The organism is Nonomuraea spiralis (assembly GCF_014648435.1).
Lineage (GTDB): Bacteria > Actinomycetota > Actinomycetes > Streptosporangiales > Streptosporangiaceae > Nonomuraea > Nonomuraea spiralis.
The window spans coordinates 114,037-129,242 of the sequence record NZ_BMRC01000003.1 but is presented as its reverse complement, the minus strand read 5'-3'; the positions used below and the strand labels follow the sequence as shown (position 1 = coordinate 129,242).

Here is a 15,206-nt window from a genome sequence, read left to right as displayed (position 1 = left end):
ACGATTCGAAATGTGTCGCTTAGGGTGGCTGTATGGACGCAGGCAGGGCGATCTTCGAAACCGTCGACAAGCTTCGCCAGCGGCGCACCGGCCCGCTGGTCCTGGAGCTCGATCTCACCGAGGGCCTCACGGAAGGACCGCCGGCCGACCCGGTCGCCGCGGTGTTGTCCATGCGCAAGACCCGCCTTTCCGACGTGCTGTCCGGGCTCAGGCGGGCCCGGCGCGACTCCCGGGTCAAGGCGCTGGTGGTCAAGCTCGGCGGCAACCCCCTGGGCCTGGCCATGGTGCAGGAGCTGCGCGAGGCCGTGACCGGCTTCCGTGCCTCGGGCAAGCTGACCGTGGCCTACGCCGAGACGTTCGGGGAGTTCGGCGGCGGGACCGTGCCCTACTACCTGGCCGCCGCGTTCGAGCGCGTCTACCTCCAGCCGAGCGGCGACGTCGGGCTCACGGGCGTGGCCATGGAGCAGCGCTTCCTCAAGGGCGCGCTGGCCAAGCTGGGCGTGGAGGTCGAGGCCGGGCAGCGGCACGAGTACAAGACCGCGGTCAACACCTTCACCCAGGACCACATGACCGATCCCCACCGCGAGTCCATGACCCGCATCGTGGAGTCGGTCGCCGAGCAGCTCGTACGGGGCATCGCCGAGAACCGCCGGCTCGATCCCGCCAAGGTGCGCGAACTCCTCGACCGCGGCCCCTTCACCGCCGCCGAGGCGCAGGAGGCCGGCCTGGTGGACGGGCTCGCGTACCGGGACGAGGTGTACGACGAGGTCAAGCGTGCCGCGGGCGGCGAGGCCCACCTGCAGTTCGTCTCCCGGTACGCGCGCGGCGCGGCCGTGCGCAAGCTGCCGCACCCCATGGCCGACGGCATCGCGCTCGTCCACGGCAGCGGCCAGATCAGGGCCGGCCGCAGCGGACGCAGCCCGCTCGGCGGCGGCGGCGCGATGGGCTCGGACACGGTCAGCGCGGCCCTGCGCGCGGCCCGCCGGGACGAGCACGTCAAGGCCGTGGTCTTCCGCGTGGACAGCCCCGGCGGCTCGTACGTGGCCTCCGACACGGTGTGGCGCGAGGTGATGCTGACCCGGCAGGTGAAGCCGGTGATCGTGTCCATGGGCGACCTGGCCGCCTCGGGGGGTTACTTCGTCTCGATGGGCGCCGACGTGATCGTGGCCCAGCCCGGCACTCTGACCGGCTCGATCGGCGTTTATGGCGGCAAGCCCGTCATGACCGACTTGCTCCAAAAAATCGGGATAAATTCCGAACTGGTGGCGGAAGGGGCCAACGCCGGCATGTTCTCCACGGCCCGCGGCTTCTCCCCCGAGCAGTGGGACCGGGTGAACGCCTGGCTCGACCGCATCTACGACGACTTCGTGGGCAAGGTGGCCCAGAGCCGCGACCTCACCCGCGAACGCGTGCACGAGCTGGCCAGGGGCCGCGTCTGGACCGGCGCGGACGCCCACGCCAACGGCCTGGTCGACGAGCTGGGCGGCCTTGAGCACGCGCTCGGCCTGGCCCGCGAACGTGCCCGGCTGGCCGACGACGCCCCCGTGCGCTCCTACCCCAGGCTCAACCCGCTGGAGCGCCTGCGGGGCCCGGAGTCCAGCGAGGACAAATCCGCCGCCCTGGCCAGGATGCGCCTGGACGCCTGGGGCCCGCTGGCCCGCCTGTCGGCCGAGCTGGGCCTGCCCGCGGCCGGTCCGCTCTCTCTGCCCGGTTGGTACGTGATCAGGTAGCGCCGAAGAAGGCCGCGGCCCGTTCCAGGGCGCCGGTGTCGTGCAGGATGTCGCCGGGGCGGTTGGCGTAGCCGACGAGCGTGCCGCCCCACGACCCGAAGTACTCGGCCGAGCGGCGCAGCGTGCCGACCAGCGGATCGGCGACCGACTCGTCCTCCTCGCTGATCGTGGTGACCGCCCAGGTGGTCTTGCCCGCCATGCGCGCCTTGAAGTCGTACCCGGGTACGCGCATCCAGGCCGACCAGTAGTCCAGGTAGAGCTTGGTGGCGGCGGAGACGCTGTACCAGTAGAGCGGCGAGACGATCACCAGGTCGGTGGCGTCGAGGGTGGCCTCGGCGAGCAGCCTCTCGTTGCCCTCGGGGACGGGGTAGACGCCGTCACCGGAATGGCGGATGTCCCGGAAGGCCGGGAGCGGGTGGTCGTCGAGGCGCAGCCAGCGTTGCCGTACGTCCGGCGGGAGCGCGGCGGCGGCGTGCCTGGCCAGGGTCTCGGTGTTGCCGTCGAGACGGCTGCTGCCCAGGAGGAACAGGAAACTGCGCATTCAGGATCCCATCGGCCGGTAGCGGGCGCGCAGCCGTACCAGCGGCTGGAGCGCGGGGGCGACATAGGGGACGGCGAGGACCTGCGCGATGAAGAGCGTGTGGTCGCCGGCCGGGACGACCTGGGTCGTCTCGGCCTCCAGGGCCGCCACGCCGCCCTCGATCACCAGCGCCTCGGTGTGCGTCCCGCGGTGGTGGGGGGTGCCCGCCACCAGGAGGCGGGCGCTGGGGCGGCCCGGGGTGGCGAAGCGGCTGGCGATCGCGGCCTGGCCGCAGGACAGCAGCGAGGCCGCCCACCGGTCCTGCCGGAGCAGCACCTCGCTGAGATAGCCGCTGGAGGCCAGGCTGACCACGACGAGCGGCGGTTCGGCCGAGACCGACATCAACGCCGACACGGTCACGCCCAGGTCGTCGCGCCCGTCGCGAACGGTGATCACCGCGACGCCCGCGGCCAGTTGCGCCATCGCCTCCGTGAACTCGCTCACAGCGGAGGCCCCCATCCGGAGGCCCCCGCCGCGGGCGTCAGGCGAGGCCGTTGGAGGTCAGCCATTCCTTGGCCACCGTGGCGGGCTCGTCCTTGTTGACGGAGATCTTCTGCATCATGTCGAGCAGGGACTGCGTGCTCAGCTTGGCCGAGATGGCGTTGAGCGTGGTCCTGATCGCGTCGTTCGCGCCCGCCTTGAACAGCAGGGGCGTGACGTTCTGAGCGGGGAAGATGTTCTTGGTGTCCTGCAGCGGCACCAGGTTGTTCGCCAGCATCTTGGGGTCGGTGGTGAACACGTTGCCGACCTGGATCGAGCCGTCCTTCAGGGCGTCGGCCGTGGCCGGGCCCTTCGGCTCCCACTGCTTGAACTCGATGCCGTAGACCTCCTTGAAGCGTGCCTCCCACCGCTTCTTGAACTCGGGCGGGCCGCCGACGACCATGTTCTTGGAGACCTTGGCGAGGTCCTCCATGGTGTTCAGCGACTGCTTGGTCTGGGTGTCCTTGGTGACCGAGAGGCTGTCCTTGTCCTCGGCCGGGGAGGAGTCGAGCACTTCCAGCTCGGCCGGGAGCTTCTCCTTCAGCGCCGCGTTGACCTCGTCGGTCGTCGAGGCGGTGTTCTTCAGGTCGATGAAGGCCAGCAGGTTGCCGTTGTACTCCGGAACGATGGTCAGGCCACCGCTCTTGACCTGGTCGTAGACGGCCTCGCGGCTGCCGATGCGCGGCTTCTCCTCAACCTGCACGCCCTTGGCCTCAAGCGCCTGGGCGTAGATCGACGCGAGCAGCACACTCTCGTCGAAGTCGAAGGATCCGATGACGGCCTTGCCCCCGGCCGCGGAAGCCGTCCCACTGGGCGCCGCGCTCGTGGTGTCGAGCGGGTTGCCCCCACCGCCGCCACCGCCACCACAGGCGGCCAGCGCCAGCATCGCCGACATGAGCACCGCCGCGGTGCCGATCATGCGTCTCATTTTCGAATTTCCCTTCTAAAGCGGGAGGTAATACCGGAGACTATCGGACCTTCAGTCTCTGGCTCACCCCCGGCGAAACGGTCACCCTCTGGATGAGGGCGAACACGATCTGCACGACAAGCGCGAACAGCACGATCAGTACTGAACCCCCCACAACGCTCGCGTAATCCTTGGTCGCGAAACCGTCGATCACGAACCGGCCGAGGCCGCCGAGCCCCGTGTACGCGGCGACCGTCGTGGTGGAGACCACCTGGATCGCCGACAACCTGAGCCCGAGCAGGATCAGTGGCAGCGCCACCGGCACCAGCACCCGGCCGAGCACCTGCCCGCCGCGCAGCCCCATCCCGTACGCCGCGTCGCGCAGCTCGGGATCGACGCCCCTGATCCCCTCGTAGGTGTTGACCAGGATCGGCGGCACCGACAACAACACCAGCGGGATGATCACCGGCCAGATCGAGGACGTGCCGAGCAGCAACACGAACAACACCAGCAGGCCGAGCGTCGGCAGCGCCCTGGCCAGGTTGGCCGAGACCACCACGACGACCTCGCCGCGGCCGGTGTGCCCGATGGCCAGCCCCAGCGGCACCGCGATCAGCATCGCCAGCACCAGGGCCAGGACCGAGAACTCCAGGTGCTCCAGCAGCCGCGCCGGGATGCCGTCGGGGCCGGTCCAGTTGGCGCCAGTGCCGAAGAAGTCGGCCAGCCAGCCGAAGAACGCGCTCAACCAGTTCACGACGTCCCCTTCCGCGCGCGTACCCAGGGAGTCAGCAGGCGCTGGGCGAGGACCAGCAGGCCGTCGGCGACCAGGGCCAGCGCGACGATCAGCACGATGCCGGTGACCACCGGCGGCATGAACGGGTTCTGGTAGGCCCGGGTGAACAGGCCGCCGAGCCCGCCCTGGCCGATCAGCGCGCCCACGCTGACCAGGCTGATGCTGGAGACCGCGACCACGCGCAGCCCGGCCAGCACCACCGGCGTCGCGATGGGCAGCTCGACCTGGAGCAGGCGGCGCGTGGGCGTGAACCCCATGGCGACGGCCGACTGGCGTACGTGGTCGGGCACCGAGTTCAGCCCGTCGACCACGGCCGGGATGAGGACGGCCATGCCGTAGAAGGTCAGCGGGATGATCACGGTCGTCTGGGACAACCCGGTCACCGAGATCAGCAACATGAACACCGGCAGCGACGGCAGTGCGTACACGACGTTCATCAGGCCCGAGGTTGGCTGGTAGAGCCAGCGCCAGCGTACGCAGGCCAGGCCGAGCGGCAACGCCAGGACCAGCGCGGCCAGGATCGGGACCAGGGACATCGTCAGGTGGTCGGTCAGCAGGTTCCTGATGCTGTCGGCGCGGCCGGTGTCCCAGTTGCGCGCGATCCATTCCCAGATGCTGGGCGGACCTTCACGCATCGGCGGCCTCCGCCAGGGCCTCGTCCAGGGCTTCCCGGGTGGCCACGCCGACGACCTTGCCGTCCTCGTCCACGGCGACCGCGCAGCCGGAGGGCGACAGCAGCGCGGCGTCCAGCGCCGACCGCATCGAGTCGCGCCCGAGCACGAACGTCCCGTACGGCTCCAGCTCCTCGGGCCGCGAGCCGGCGTACCAGCCCACGGGCCGGTCGTCGGCGGTCACGACCAGCGACCACGGCTCGTCGCTCGCCACCCGGTCGCGCGCGGTCAGGTCGGTACGCAGCCGCAACCCCTTCGTGGAGACGAACTGCAGCCGCCTGATCCCCCGGTCGTGGCCCAGGAACTCGCGGACGAAGTCGTCGGCCGGCTCCGACAGCAGCGTCTTGGGGTCGGCGAGCTGGGCCAGCCGCCCGCCCACCCGCAGCACGGCCACGCGGTCGCCGAGCTTGATCGCCTCGTCGATGTCGTGGGTGACGAACACGATGGTCTTGTTCAGCTCCGCCTGCAGCCTGAGCAGCTCGTCCTGGAGGCTGGTGCGGACGATCGGGTCGACCGCGCTGAACGGCTCGTCCATGAGCAGCACAGGCGGGTCGGCGGCCAGCGCCCTGGCCACGCCCACACGCTGCTGCTGCCCCCCGGAGAGCTGGAACGGGTAACGACCGGCGAGCGCCGGGTCGAGCCCGACGCGTTCGAGCAGCTCCATGGCTCGCGCGCGGGCCTTCTTCTTGTCCCACCCCAGCAGGTACGGGACCGTCGCGACGTTGTCGACGATCTTGCGGTGCGGGAAGAGGCCGGCCTGCTGGATGACGTACCCGATGCCGCGGCGCAGCGTGGGCGGGTCGATGCCGCTCACGGGCACCCCGTCGAGGAGGATCTGTCCCTCGGAAGCGTCGATCATGCGATTGATCATCCGGAGGGACGTCGTCTTCCCGCAGCCCGAAGGGCCCACCAGCACGGTGATCTCGCCGGTGGGCGCCTCAAGGGTGAGGGCGTCCACGGCGGTCGTGCCGTCTGGATAGCGTTTGGTGACAGCGTCGAAAGTGATCACGCGTGACCTCTCGCTCGATGGCAGGGCCGCGGCCCCCCTGCCACGACCGCCGCATGATCTCGTTGGCCCACAAGACTACGGCGGTCCCCACCTCCATGTCCCCTCCGGGGATCGCTTAAGCGTTTCACTGACCAGGGAGATTTACTGAAATTCTCGATCAAGTGGTGCGCCGGACCTGGGAAAGTTGGCATGATTACCTCCACAATCTCCTGACGCGTACCCCTCGCCCTAGCGCCCGCACATTTAGCAAGAGGATCGGCCCCGTGTCCCAGCCGCTCACCGGTCAGCGCCCCCGAGCAGAACTGATCGCAGAGCTCTACGACCGCCATTCCGCCGGGCTGTTCGCGTACTGCGCGGACCAGCTCGGCGATCCGGGCACCGCGTCCGACGTGCTGGTGTCCGTGCTCGGCGGCGTCCCCGACGCCGTCCCGCCCCGCGCCGCCCTGTACGCCTACGCCCGCCGCCAGATCCGCCGCCGGGACGTCGTCTACGCCCCTCCCGTCGTGGACCCGCTCGTGGACCCCGCCTCGGCGCTCGTCGAGCGGGTGCTGCGCGAGCTGCGTCCGCAGCAGCGCGAGGTGCTCGTGTTGTGCGCGGTGTGCGGGCTGAGCATGGCCGAGCTGGCCTGGGTGCTCGACGTCGCGCCCGACACCGCCGAGGAGCTGGCCGTCGGCGCGGGTCAGCGCTTCCGCCAGGTCCTGGGCATGGCCCTCGCCGCGCTGGCCGAGGGCCGGGTGCCGCAGCCGGTCGCCGACGTGTACGGCGCGCTCGCCGTCGCGCCGCTGCGGGACGTCCTCGGACGCCTGCCCTGGCCGGAGCCGCCCGCGATCCTGCGCGTGCACTTCGCCGGCTCGGTGCCGGCCGAGCCCGGGCCGCTGTTCGTCAAGCCGCTCTGGCCCGCGCCGCCCGAGTGGCCGCAGCCGCTCGCCGAGGCGGACCCGGCGACCAGCACCGGGATCTTCCCGGCCGACCTGCTCGTGCCGCCCTCCCCGGGGCGGCCGTCCGTGCACGAGGCGACGACCGCGCCCATGCCCAAGCTGCGGGACCCGCTGGGGGCGCTGGACTCGACGAGCCTGCGCGACCCGGCCGCTCGGGCGGCGTCCGTACGGCCGTTCCTGCCCAAGTCCTCGCCCCAGCCCCAGCCTGACCCCCAGCCTGCGCCTCCCGCCGTCCAGCCGTTCAGTACGGGCGACTTCACCGCCTCGCCCGCTCCGTGGCCCCGGCCTGCGGCGCCGGCCGCTCGCGGGGAGGGCGCCGTCGTTCCCCCGCCCGGGGAGCGGCCCTTCTTCCTGGCCGCGCCCGTGCCCGCGGACGTGCTGGACGACGAGCCGGTGACGCAGGAGATGCCCGCCATCCGGGACGTGCCGGCGATCCGGGACGTGCCGGCGGACAAGGGACCGGCCCGCAACCCGCAGCGTCCTTTGGCGGGAGAGCAGCCGGGCAAGGAGGCCGCGCCGCTGTTCACCCCCAGGTCCAGGGCCGCCGCCGAGCCGGTCTACCGCATGCCGCTCCCCGAGCCCTCGTCCGAACCGGCCCCGTACGAACCGGCCGCGTCAGACTCAGCCCTGGCCACCCCCGGCCCGTCCGACCTGGCCGGCCCGTCCGACCTGGCCTCCGGCCGCAGCCGTGCCGCGGACTTCGCCTGGGAGCTCGCCCGCGAGCTCGAGGCCGACCGCGAACGTTACCCGGCCCGCGACCTCCAGGACCCGTCCCGCCGCGGGCCCCGCGCCGACCCGGCCCGCTCGCCGGGACGCGGCGGCGCCAAACCGGGCTCCAAGCCAGGCGCCAAACCGGGCGCCAAGCCAGGCGCCAAGCCGGGCGCCCGCAAGCAGCCGGCGGGCAAGAAGGCCGCGGCCAGGAAGAAGGCGGTCAAGCGGCGCCGGCAGCGGCACCACGACTGGGCCTGGGAGCTGATCGGCTTCCTGATCTGCGTGGCCATCGCGATGATCGTGTTCTTCTCCGTGCCGACGTTCCTGGGCCCGTGAGCACTACATGGTGTTCACGATCAGGCCGATGTGCGTGAAGTAGTTCAACGCGCCGAACAGCAGGAACGCCACCCCGGCGATCCCCCAGCACACGCCGGTGACGGTCGCGACCGGGCCGCCCCTGGCCCGCAACACGAACGGGAACAGCACCGCCCCCACCCCGACCAGCACGTACAGGCCGGAGATGAAGGTGGCCTCCAGCAGCGGCATGCCGGCGAAGGCCCCCGAGATGGGCTCCTGCGGCGGCGCGGCGAACAGCGTGTACGTCCACCCCGCCGCCGCGATCCCGAAGCAGGCCAGCCCCATGCCGAAAACGAACAGCGAGATCGGCCCGGCCGTACGCGCCACGACCTTGCGCCGGTCGGGCGCCACGGTGACCAGCCCCCAGCGTTTCCACAGGTAGAGCGCGGCTGCCAGCAGCAACACGCCGAACGCCAGCGAGGGCTCGCCGAAGATGATGTTGTCGAACGGGAAGCCCTGCCCCGCCAGCGGCCAGGTGAGCGTCATGTGCAGCCCGGTCACCGCGAGGATGGCCCCGACCGCGCCGAACGCCAGCGCCCACCCGTCCACGTGCTCCATCGGGTCGCCGCGGAGCAGCCGGCGGCCGAAGGCGACCACGAGCAGCAACCCGACGCCGGCGGCGACCGCCATGATCGTGTTGTACGTGGGCATCCTGGTCCAGTCGATCTTCAACTCCGGCTGGGCCAGAATCCCGCAAAATCCACTCATACAGGCACGATTACCCTATGTGGCCAAAAATGAACCGATAGTCATGCAGCCGACAGGATCAGCCCGCTCGTCGGCACGCCGGTCCCCGCCGTGACCAGGACGTTCCGTACGCCGGACACCTGGTTGGCGGCCGTGCCCCGGATCTGCCTGACCGCCTCGGCGATGCCGTTCATGCCGTGGATGTACGCCTCGCCCAGTTGCCCGCCGTGCGGGTTGACCGGCAGGCGGCCGTCCAGCTCGATGCCGCCGTCCCGCAGGTAGTCCGGGGCCTCGCCGCGCCCGCAGAAGCCCAGCTCCTCAAGCTGGGCCAGGACGAACGGGGTGAAGTGGTCGTACAGAATGGCCGTCTGGATGTCGCGCGGGGACAACCCCGACATGCCCCACAGTTGCCGCCCGACGACGGACATCTCGGGAAGGCCGCTCATGTCGTCGCGGTAGTAGCTCGTCATCATGAGCTGGCCCGCGCCCGAGCCCTGCGCGGCCGCCGTGATCAGCGCGGGCGACCTGCGCAGGTCGTGGGCGCGTTCGGCGGACGTCACCACCAGGGCCACCGCGCCGTCGCTCTCCTGGCAGCAGTCGAGCAGGTGCAGCGGCTCCACGATCCACCGGGACGCCTGGTGCTCGGCCAGGGTGATCGGCCGACCGTGGAACCAGGCGGCCGGGTTCGTGGCGGCGTGCCGGCGCATGGCCACCGCCACCCGGCCGAAGTCCTCCGACGTCGCCCCGAACTCGTGCATGTACCGCCGCGCGAACATGGCGACCCAGGCGGCCGGGGTCATCAGCCCGTACGGCACGTGCCAGCTCATCTCCAGGCCCTGCGAGGTCGGCTCGCCGGTCAGCCGGGCGTTCGGCTGGCCGAACCGGCGGCCCGAGCGCTCGTTGAAGGCCCGGTAGCAGACCACCGTCCTCGCCATGCCGGTGGCCACGGCCATCGCCGCGTGCGCGACCGTGCCGCAGGCCGCGCCGCCGCCGTACTCGACGCGGGAGAAGAAGGTGAGGTCGCCGATCCCGGTCTCCCGGGCGACGGCGATCTCCTGGTTGGAGTCCTGGGTGTAGGTCACCATGCCGTCCACGTCGGCCGGCGGCACCCCGGCGTCGTCCAGTGCGGCGAGCACGGCCTCGGCCGCCAGCCGCAGCTCCGACCGGCCCGAGTCCTTGCTGAACTCGGTGGCGCCGATGCCCGCGACCGCGGCCCGCCCGCTCAGCATCACGCGCTCCCGGGCAGGACGAAGGTGACGGTGCCGGTCGCGTGGTCGCCCAGGCTCACCCGGCCGCGCACCTCGGCGGTGTACCGGTCGCCGTCGCGCGCGACGATCACGCCGCTGAAGCTCAGCCGGTCCCCCGCGTACGCCGGGACGCCCAGCCTGACGTTGATGCTCGTGATGACCGCCTCCGGGCCCGTCCAGTCGGTGACGTAGCGTTGCACCAGGCCCATGGTGGTGAGGATGTTCAGGAAGATGTCCTTCGAGCCCTGGGCGCGGGCCTTGGCGGTGTCGTGGTGCACGGGGGTGAAGTCCCTGGTGGCCAGGGCCGTGGAGATCACGGTCGTGGGTGTCAGGTCGACGGCCAGCTCGGGCAGGGCCGTCCCGGTGGCGGGCGTCACGGCTCCTCCGGCGTCCACATCGGCAGGACGAGCTCGTCGTCCATCGGCCGGTACGTCACGCGCAGCGGCATCCCGACCTCCACCCTCTCGACCGGGCAGTCGATGACATTGCCCACGATCCGTACTCCTTCCGGCAGTTCCACCACGCCCACCACGAACGGGACCTCCCGCCCCGGCACCGGCGGGTGGTGGTGGACGACGTAGCTGTAGAGGGTGCCGCGACCGCTCACGACGACGTGGGAGCGGTTGGCCGAGCGGCAGTTCGGGCACATCGGTCCGGGCGGGTGGCGCAACTCACCGCAGTCCGCGCAACTCTGGACGCGCAGTTCGCCGTCGCGCACGCCCTCCCAGAAGAACGCGGTGTCCCTGTTGACGGCCGGCCGCAGCGGGTACGGCTCCCGCGCGCGGGCGGCGGGCGCCTTCGGCCGGAACTTCAGCACCCGGAAGAGCATCTCGGCGACCGGCCGGTCGTCGTCGCCGTACCAGGTGACGTTCCAGGTGGCGAAGAAGCCGTCGCCCAGGGCGGTGCGTTTCGGCCCGGCGAGTGAGGTGAAGCGGGTGGCGGGGGTCAGCAGCTCGCCGATCCTGACGTACCGGTGGTAGGTCTGCTCGCAGTTGGTGGCCACGACCCCGGTGTAGCCGCCGGCGTCGAGCGCGGCCATCAGATCGTCCACCGGCGAGCGGTCCTTCCCCCGCTCCCCCGGGCCCTGCATGGTCCACACCTGGGCCATCGCGGGCGGCGCGACACCCTCGTCGAGGTAGCGCGGGTTGGCGTCGCCCATGGCCGCCAGCCAGTGCCGGATCATGGGGGCGTTCACCGGGTCGGCGGCCGGGGTGCCGCGCAGCTCGCCCATGGCCACCTGCTTGGCGGCCAGCTCGTGCAGCTCCTCGTCGGTCATCGTGGCGTCGGTCATCGCGGCGTCGGTCATCGCGGCGGCCTCGGCAGGCTCAGGCCGAGCATCGCGATCAGCTCCCGCTGCACCTCGTTGACCCCGCCGCCGAACGTGAGCACCACCGCCCCCTTGACGCCGTGGTCCATGCGCTCGGCCAGCTCGGCCGTCTCCGGGTCGGCCGGGTCGCCGTACCTGGCCAGGATGTCGCAGACGACCCGGCCGATCTCCTGCATGCGCTCGGAGCCGTAGATCTTGGTGGCCGAGGCGTCGGGCGCGCCCAGCCAGCCGAGGTCCATGTTCGCCGCCACCTGCCAGTTGAGCAGCTCGTTCGTACGGAAGGCCGCCCGCACGCGGGCGAGCGCCCGCCGGACGTCCGGGTTGTCCGTCAGCCCGGTATGCCTGGCCCAGGCGAGGAAGCGGTCGTAGGTCTGGCCGAGGTTCCCGGCGGGGCCGAGGGTGACCCGTTCGTGGTTGAGCTGGTTGACGATCAGGTCCCAGCCGCGATCGACCTCGCCGACGACCATGTTCACCGGCACGCGCACGTCGGAGTAGTAGGTGGAGTTCGTGTGGTGGCGGCCGTCCATGGTGACGATCGGGGTCCAGGAGTAGCCGGGGTCGTCGGTGGAGGCGATCATCATGGTGATGCCCTTGTGCTTCTTGGCCTCGGGGTTCGTCCGGGCCGCCAGCCAGATGTACTGGGCGTAGTGCGCGCCGCTGGTGAAGATCTTCTGGCCGTTGACGACGTAGTGGTCGCCGTCGAGCACCGCCGTGGTGCGCAGGGAGGCCAGGTCGGTGCCGGCCTCGGGCTCGCTGTAGCCGATCGCGAAGTGGCACTCCCCGGCCAGGATGCGCGGCAGGAACAGCTCCTTCTGCTCCTGGGTGCCGTACTGCATGAGCGTCGGGCCCACCGTCTGCACGGTGATGATCGGGTACGGCACACCCGCGCGGGCGATCTCGTTGGCGAAGATCTGCTGCTCCAAGGGGCCGTAGCCGCCTCCGCCGTACTCCTTGGGCCAGCCCAGCCCGAGCTTGCCGTCGCGGCCGAGCCGGCGGCAGTGCTCCATGTACACCTCGCCGAACGGGTCGTCGGCGATCTTGGCGCGGTCCTCGGCGGTGAGACAGTCGCGGAAGTACGCCCGCAGCTCGTCGCGGAGCGCGCGCTGCTCGCGGGTCAGGTCGATCAGCATCAGGCGAGGGCTCCGATCAGGTCGAGCTGGGCGTCGGCGCCGCCGAGCAGGTGGGACAGGTGCTTGGCCTGCGCGAAGTAGCGGTGCAGCGGGTAGGTGACGTCGAGGCCGAGGCCGCCGTGCAGATGCTGGCAGGTGTAGAGGGCCTTGACGGCCTCGCACACGTGGAACGCGGCCAGCGCCACGTCCTCGTCGGCGGGCAGTCCCTCGGCCAGCCGCCACGCCGCCGACCACATGGCCACGTCGAGAGCCCGGCCCGCGATGTAGACGTCGGCGATCTGCATGGTCACGGCCTGGAACTCGGCCAGCGCGCGGCCGAATTGCCGTCTCGTCCTGATGTAGGAGGTGGTGAGGTCGAGCGCCCCGGCCAGGACGCCGCTCGCCTGCGCGGCGACGGCCACGGTGAAGATCAGCCCGGCGTCGGCGGCGGCCTCCGGCCCGCCCACCCGCTCGGCCGGCGTGCCGTCCAGGACGATCGTGCCGGCCGGCTCGCCGGTCGAGGTGAACTCGTGGCTCACGGGCGGCGACGACACCAGGAACAGCCCCTCGTCCGCCGTGACCAGCACATCGTCGGCCGGGTACGGCACCGAGACCTTGCGTCCCGTCAGCGACCAGCCGTCCCCGTCGGGCCGGGCGGCCGTCGCCGGCGGATCGGCGGGGGCCCGGCCTGGCTCGCGGCGCGCGAGGGTGGCCCGCGTGACGCGCCGCCACTGGCCGGGGTTGCCGTGGCGGGCGAGGGCCAGCGTGCTCACCAGCACCGGCAGCGCCGGTACGGCCGCCGCCCGCGCCCCGGTCTCGCGCAGCACCACGGCCATCTCGACGGGCCCCAGCCCGGCGCCGCCCGCCTCCTCCGGCACGCACACGCCCATGAGCCCGGCCTGCCACAACCCGGCGTCGGCCGCTCCACCGGCGCCCGCCTCCTCCCTGGTCAGAACCTCGGCGGTCAGTTTCTTCAGGTCCTGCTGGGTTTCGTCCAGATTGAAATCCATCAGCTCTCCAAGAGGTGGTGCCTGCCGTGCCGAACGAACTCCTCCTCGATCGCCTTGACGTCCACGCCGGTCAGGGGGCGAAACCCGGTCGGGGAACGCCACCAGACGGGGTCGCCGGTCCGCCACGCCTCCTTGACCAGGATGCGCTTGATGACCTTGTGCGAGGGAGTAAGCGGAAATTCCCGAGAAATCCGGATATAGCGGGGTAACGACTTGATCCCCAGGTCGGTGCGCCCGGCCAGGAACGCCGTGAACGCCTCGGCGTCGAACGCCCCCTCCATGATCAGCGCCGCCATGACCTGGTCACCGGCCGCCGCGTCCGGCACCGGGTAGACCGCCGCCTCGACCACGCCTCCGAACTCCCGCAGGGCTGCCTCAACGGGGGCCACGGCCAGGTTCTCGCCGTCCACGCGCAGGCGTTCGGTGCCGCGTCCGGCGAAGAAGACGTGGCCGCCGGGGTCGGCGTAGGCCAGGTCGCCGGACCAGAACGCGCCGTCCCTGATCCGTTCGGCGTCGGCGTCCGGGTCGTTGTAATAGCCCTCGAACAGGCCGGGGCCGGAGGTGTTGACCAGCTCGCCGACGGCCTCGTCCGGGTTGAGCAGGCGGCCGTCCTCGATGCGCGCGGGCGGGCAGGCGTGCCCGGTCAGAGGGTCGAGGATCCGTACGCCTTCGCCCAGCCGGCCGAGGCTGCCGGGCGGGCCGCCGGGGTCGGGGGTGAAGGAGATGGCCGTCTCGGTGGAGCCGAAGGCGTCGATCACCCGGCAGCCGAACCGCTCGCCGAACCGCCTGGTCGCGACCGCGCTGCCCTCGTTGCCGAAAGCGATCCGCAGGGGGTTGTCGGCGTCGTCCGGGCGTTCGGGGGTGGCCAGGACGTAGGAGAGCGCCTTGCCGACGTAGTGCAGGTACGTGCAGCCGTGCCGCCGTACGTCCGGCAGCAGGCCCGAGGCCGAGAACCGCCTGCGTACGGCCAGCGCCGCCCCTGAGGCCACGGCCGGGGCGTAGGCGGCCATCAGGGCTCCGGAGTGGAACAGCGGCATCGAGCAGTAGACGACGTCCTCGGGCGTGAGCAGCGCCGCCAGGCTCAGCCCCGGCAGGGCGAGCTTGCGCTGCGTGATCCGTACGGCCCGGGGCCGGCCGGAGGTGCCCGAGGTGAAGATCAGCATCACCAGGTCGCCGGGAGCGGACGGTGCCGGCCGCCCCTCGCCGTCGGCCGGCACCGTGGACAGCGCCATGCTCTCCAGGCCCAGCGCCTCGGCGACCGGACGGGCGACGTCCGCGAAGGGGGCGTCCCAGAGCAGGAGGTCCACGTCGGTGGCGCGGGCGTCGCGGATCAGCTCGTCGATCGAACGGGTCGGGTTCAGCGCGACCAGCACGTGCCCGCCGAGCGCCGCCCCGCCGAGCAGGAACAGCATCTCCGGGACGTTCTCCCCCAGCACGCCCACGTGCAGGCCGGTCCCGCGCCCGCTCAGCCAGGCCCCGGCGGCCCGGCAGCGGGCGACGTGCTCGCGCCACGACCACACCGCGCCCTCGAACATCAGCCCAGGTCGGTCGTCCTGCGCCCGGTCGAGGAGCAGGGCCGCCAGCGTCTGCGCGATCATCGAGCCTCCAGCAAGCGCTAGGTAAGCCGAATGGCAAACTAGAACAGATTCT

At 71.6% G+C, this 15,206-nt stretch carries 15 protein-coding genes; 2 read left to right on the top strand and 13 right to left on the bottom strand.

Annotation, left to right across the window (positions count from 1 at the left end):
- The first annotated feature begins 32 nt into the window (after nt 1-32).
- The gene (sppA, locus tag IEZ27_RS07955) at nt 33-1,730 is read left to right on the top strand and encodes a signal peptide peptidase SppA (RefSeq protein WP_189646630.1); all 1,698 of its coding nucleotides are present in this window, start codon (nt 33-35) and stop codon (nt 1,728-1,730) included.
- Here the strand turns inward: sppA and IEZ27_RS07950 are convergent.
- Genes IEZ27_RS07950 through IEZ27_RS07925 form a run of 6 tightly spaced genes read right to left on the bottom strand, consistent with a single transcriptional unit; the run spans nt 1,723 to nt 6,170 of the window.
- On the bottom strand, nt 1,723-2,271 hold the full coding sequence (locus IEZ27_RS07950; protein WP_125637248.1) for a flavodoxin family protein: 549 nt from the start codon (nt 2,269-2,271) through the stop codon (nt 1,723-1,725). The genes sppA and IEZ27_RS07950 overlap by 8 nt on opposite strands.
- Nucleotides 2,272-2,754: a flavin reductase family protein gene (locus IEZ27_RS07945; protein WP_229823630.1), complete on the bottom strand. Its 483-nt coding sequence runs from the start codon at nt 2,752-2,754 to the stop codon at nt 2,272-2,274.
- 37 nt (nt 2,755-2,791) lie between these two features.
- Complete coding sequence (locus IEZ27_RS07940; protein WP_189646628.1) at nt 2,792-3,718, bottom strand: ABC transporter substrate-binding protein; 927 nt, start codon at nt 3,716-3,718, stop codon at nt 2,792-2,794.
- Between the two features lie 40 nt (nt 3,719-3,758).
- On the bottom strand, nt 3,759-4,451 hold the full coding sequence (locus IEZ27_RS07935) for an ABC transporter permease (RefSeq protein WP_189646627.1): 693 nt from the start codon (nt 4,449-4,451) through the stop codon (nt 3,759-3,761).
- Complete coding sequence (locus IEZ27_RS07930; RefSeq protein WP_125637252.1) at nt 4,448-5,125, bottom strand: ABC transporter permease; 678 nt, start codon at nt 5,123-5,125, stop codon at nt 4,448-4,450. The genes IEZ27_RS07935 and IEZ27_RS07930 overlap by 4 nt, the downstream gene beginning before the upstream one ends.
- On the bottom strand, nt 5,118-6,170 hold the full coding sequence (locus IEZ27_RS07925; RefSeq protein WP_189646626.1) for an ABC transporter ATP-binding protein: 1,053 nt from the start codon (nt 6,168-6,170) through the stop codon (nt 5,118-5,120). Before IEZ27_RS07925 ends, IEZ27_RS07930 begins: the two co-directional genes overlap by 8 nt.
- A 263-nt stretch (nt 6,171-6,433) precedes the next feature.
- Between IEZ27_RS07925 and IEZ27_RS07920 the strand changes: the two genes are divergently transcribed.
- Nucleotides 6,434-8,155: a sigma-70 family RNA polymerase sigma factor gene (locus tag IEZ27_RS07920; protein ID WP_189646625.1), complete on the top strand. Its 1,722-nt coding sequence runs from the start codon at nt 6,434-6,436 to the stop codon at nt 8,153-8,155.
- A 3-nt stretch (nt 8,156-8,158) separates the two neighbouring features.
- On the opposite strand, the gene IEZ27_RS07915 is transcribed toward IEZ27_RS07920, so the two are convergent.
- From IEZ27_RS07915 to IEZ27_RS07885, 7 genes are read right to left on the bottom strand one after another with little or no spacing between them, the layout of a single operon-like run.
- Nucleotides 8,159-8,884 (bottom strand): DUF981 family protein, encoded by a 726-nt coding sequence (locus IEZ27_RS07915; protein ID WP_125637255.1) that lies wholly within the window; start codon nt 8,882-8,884, stop codon nt 8,159-8,161.
- Between the two features lie 41 nt (nt 8,885-8,925).
- The gene (locus tag IEZ27_RS07910) at nt 8,926-10,092 is read right to left on the bottom strand and encodes a lipid-transfer protein (protein ID WP_229823628.1); all 1,167 of its coding nucleotides are present in this window, start codon (nt 10,090-10,092) and stop codon (nt 8,926-8,928) included.
- Entirely contained in the window at nt 10,092-10,487 is a 396-nt protein-coding gene (locus IEZ27_RS07905) for a MaoC/PaaZ C-terminal domain-containing protein (RefSeq protein ID WP_229823626.1), read from the bottom strand. The genes IEZ27_RS07910 and IEZ27_RS07905 overlap by 1 nt, the downstream gene beginning before the upstream one ends.
- A complete protein-coding gene (locus tag IEZ27_RS07900) occupies nt 10,484-11,416 on the bottom strand; it encodes a bifunctional MaoC family dehydratase N-terminal/OB-fold nucleic acid binding domain-containing protein (protein ID WP_229823622.1) in 933 nt (310 codons plus the stop codon). Before IEZ27_RS07900 ends, IEZ27_RS07905 begins: the two co-directional genes overlap by 4 nt.
- Nucleotides 11,413-12,567 carry an acyl-CoA dehydrogenase family protein gene (locus IEZ27_RS07895; protein ID WP_189646623.1) on the bottom strand — a complete coding sequence of 385 codons (1,155 nt, stop codon included), beginning with the start codon at nt 12,565-12,567 and terminating at the stop codon, nt 11,413-11,415. Before IEZ27_RS07895 ends, IEZ27_RS07900 begins: the two co-directional genes overlap by 4 nt.
- The gene (locus tag IEZ27_RS07890) at nt 12,567-13,556 is read right to left on the bottom strand and encodes an acyl-CoA dehydrogenase family protein (protein ID WP_189646622.1); all 990 of its coding nucleotides are present in this window, start codon (nt 13,554-13,556) and stop codon (nt 12,567-12,569) included. The genes IEZ27_RS07895 and IEZ27_RS07890 overlap by 1 nt, the downstream gene beginning before the upstream one ends.
- A complete protein-coding gene (locus IEZ27_RS07885; protein WP_189646621.1) occupies nt 13,556-15,154 on the bottom strand; it encodes an AMP-binding protein in 1,599 nt (532 codons plus the stop codon). The genes IEZ27_RS07890 and IEZ27_RS07885 overlap by 1 nt, the downstream gene beginning before the upstream one ends.
- Nucleotides 15,155-15,206 lie beyond the last annotated feature (52 nt).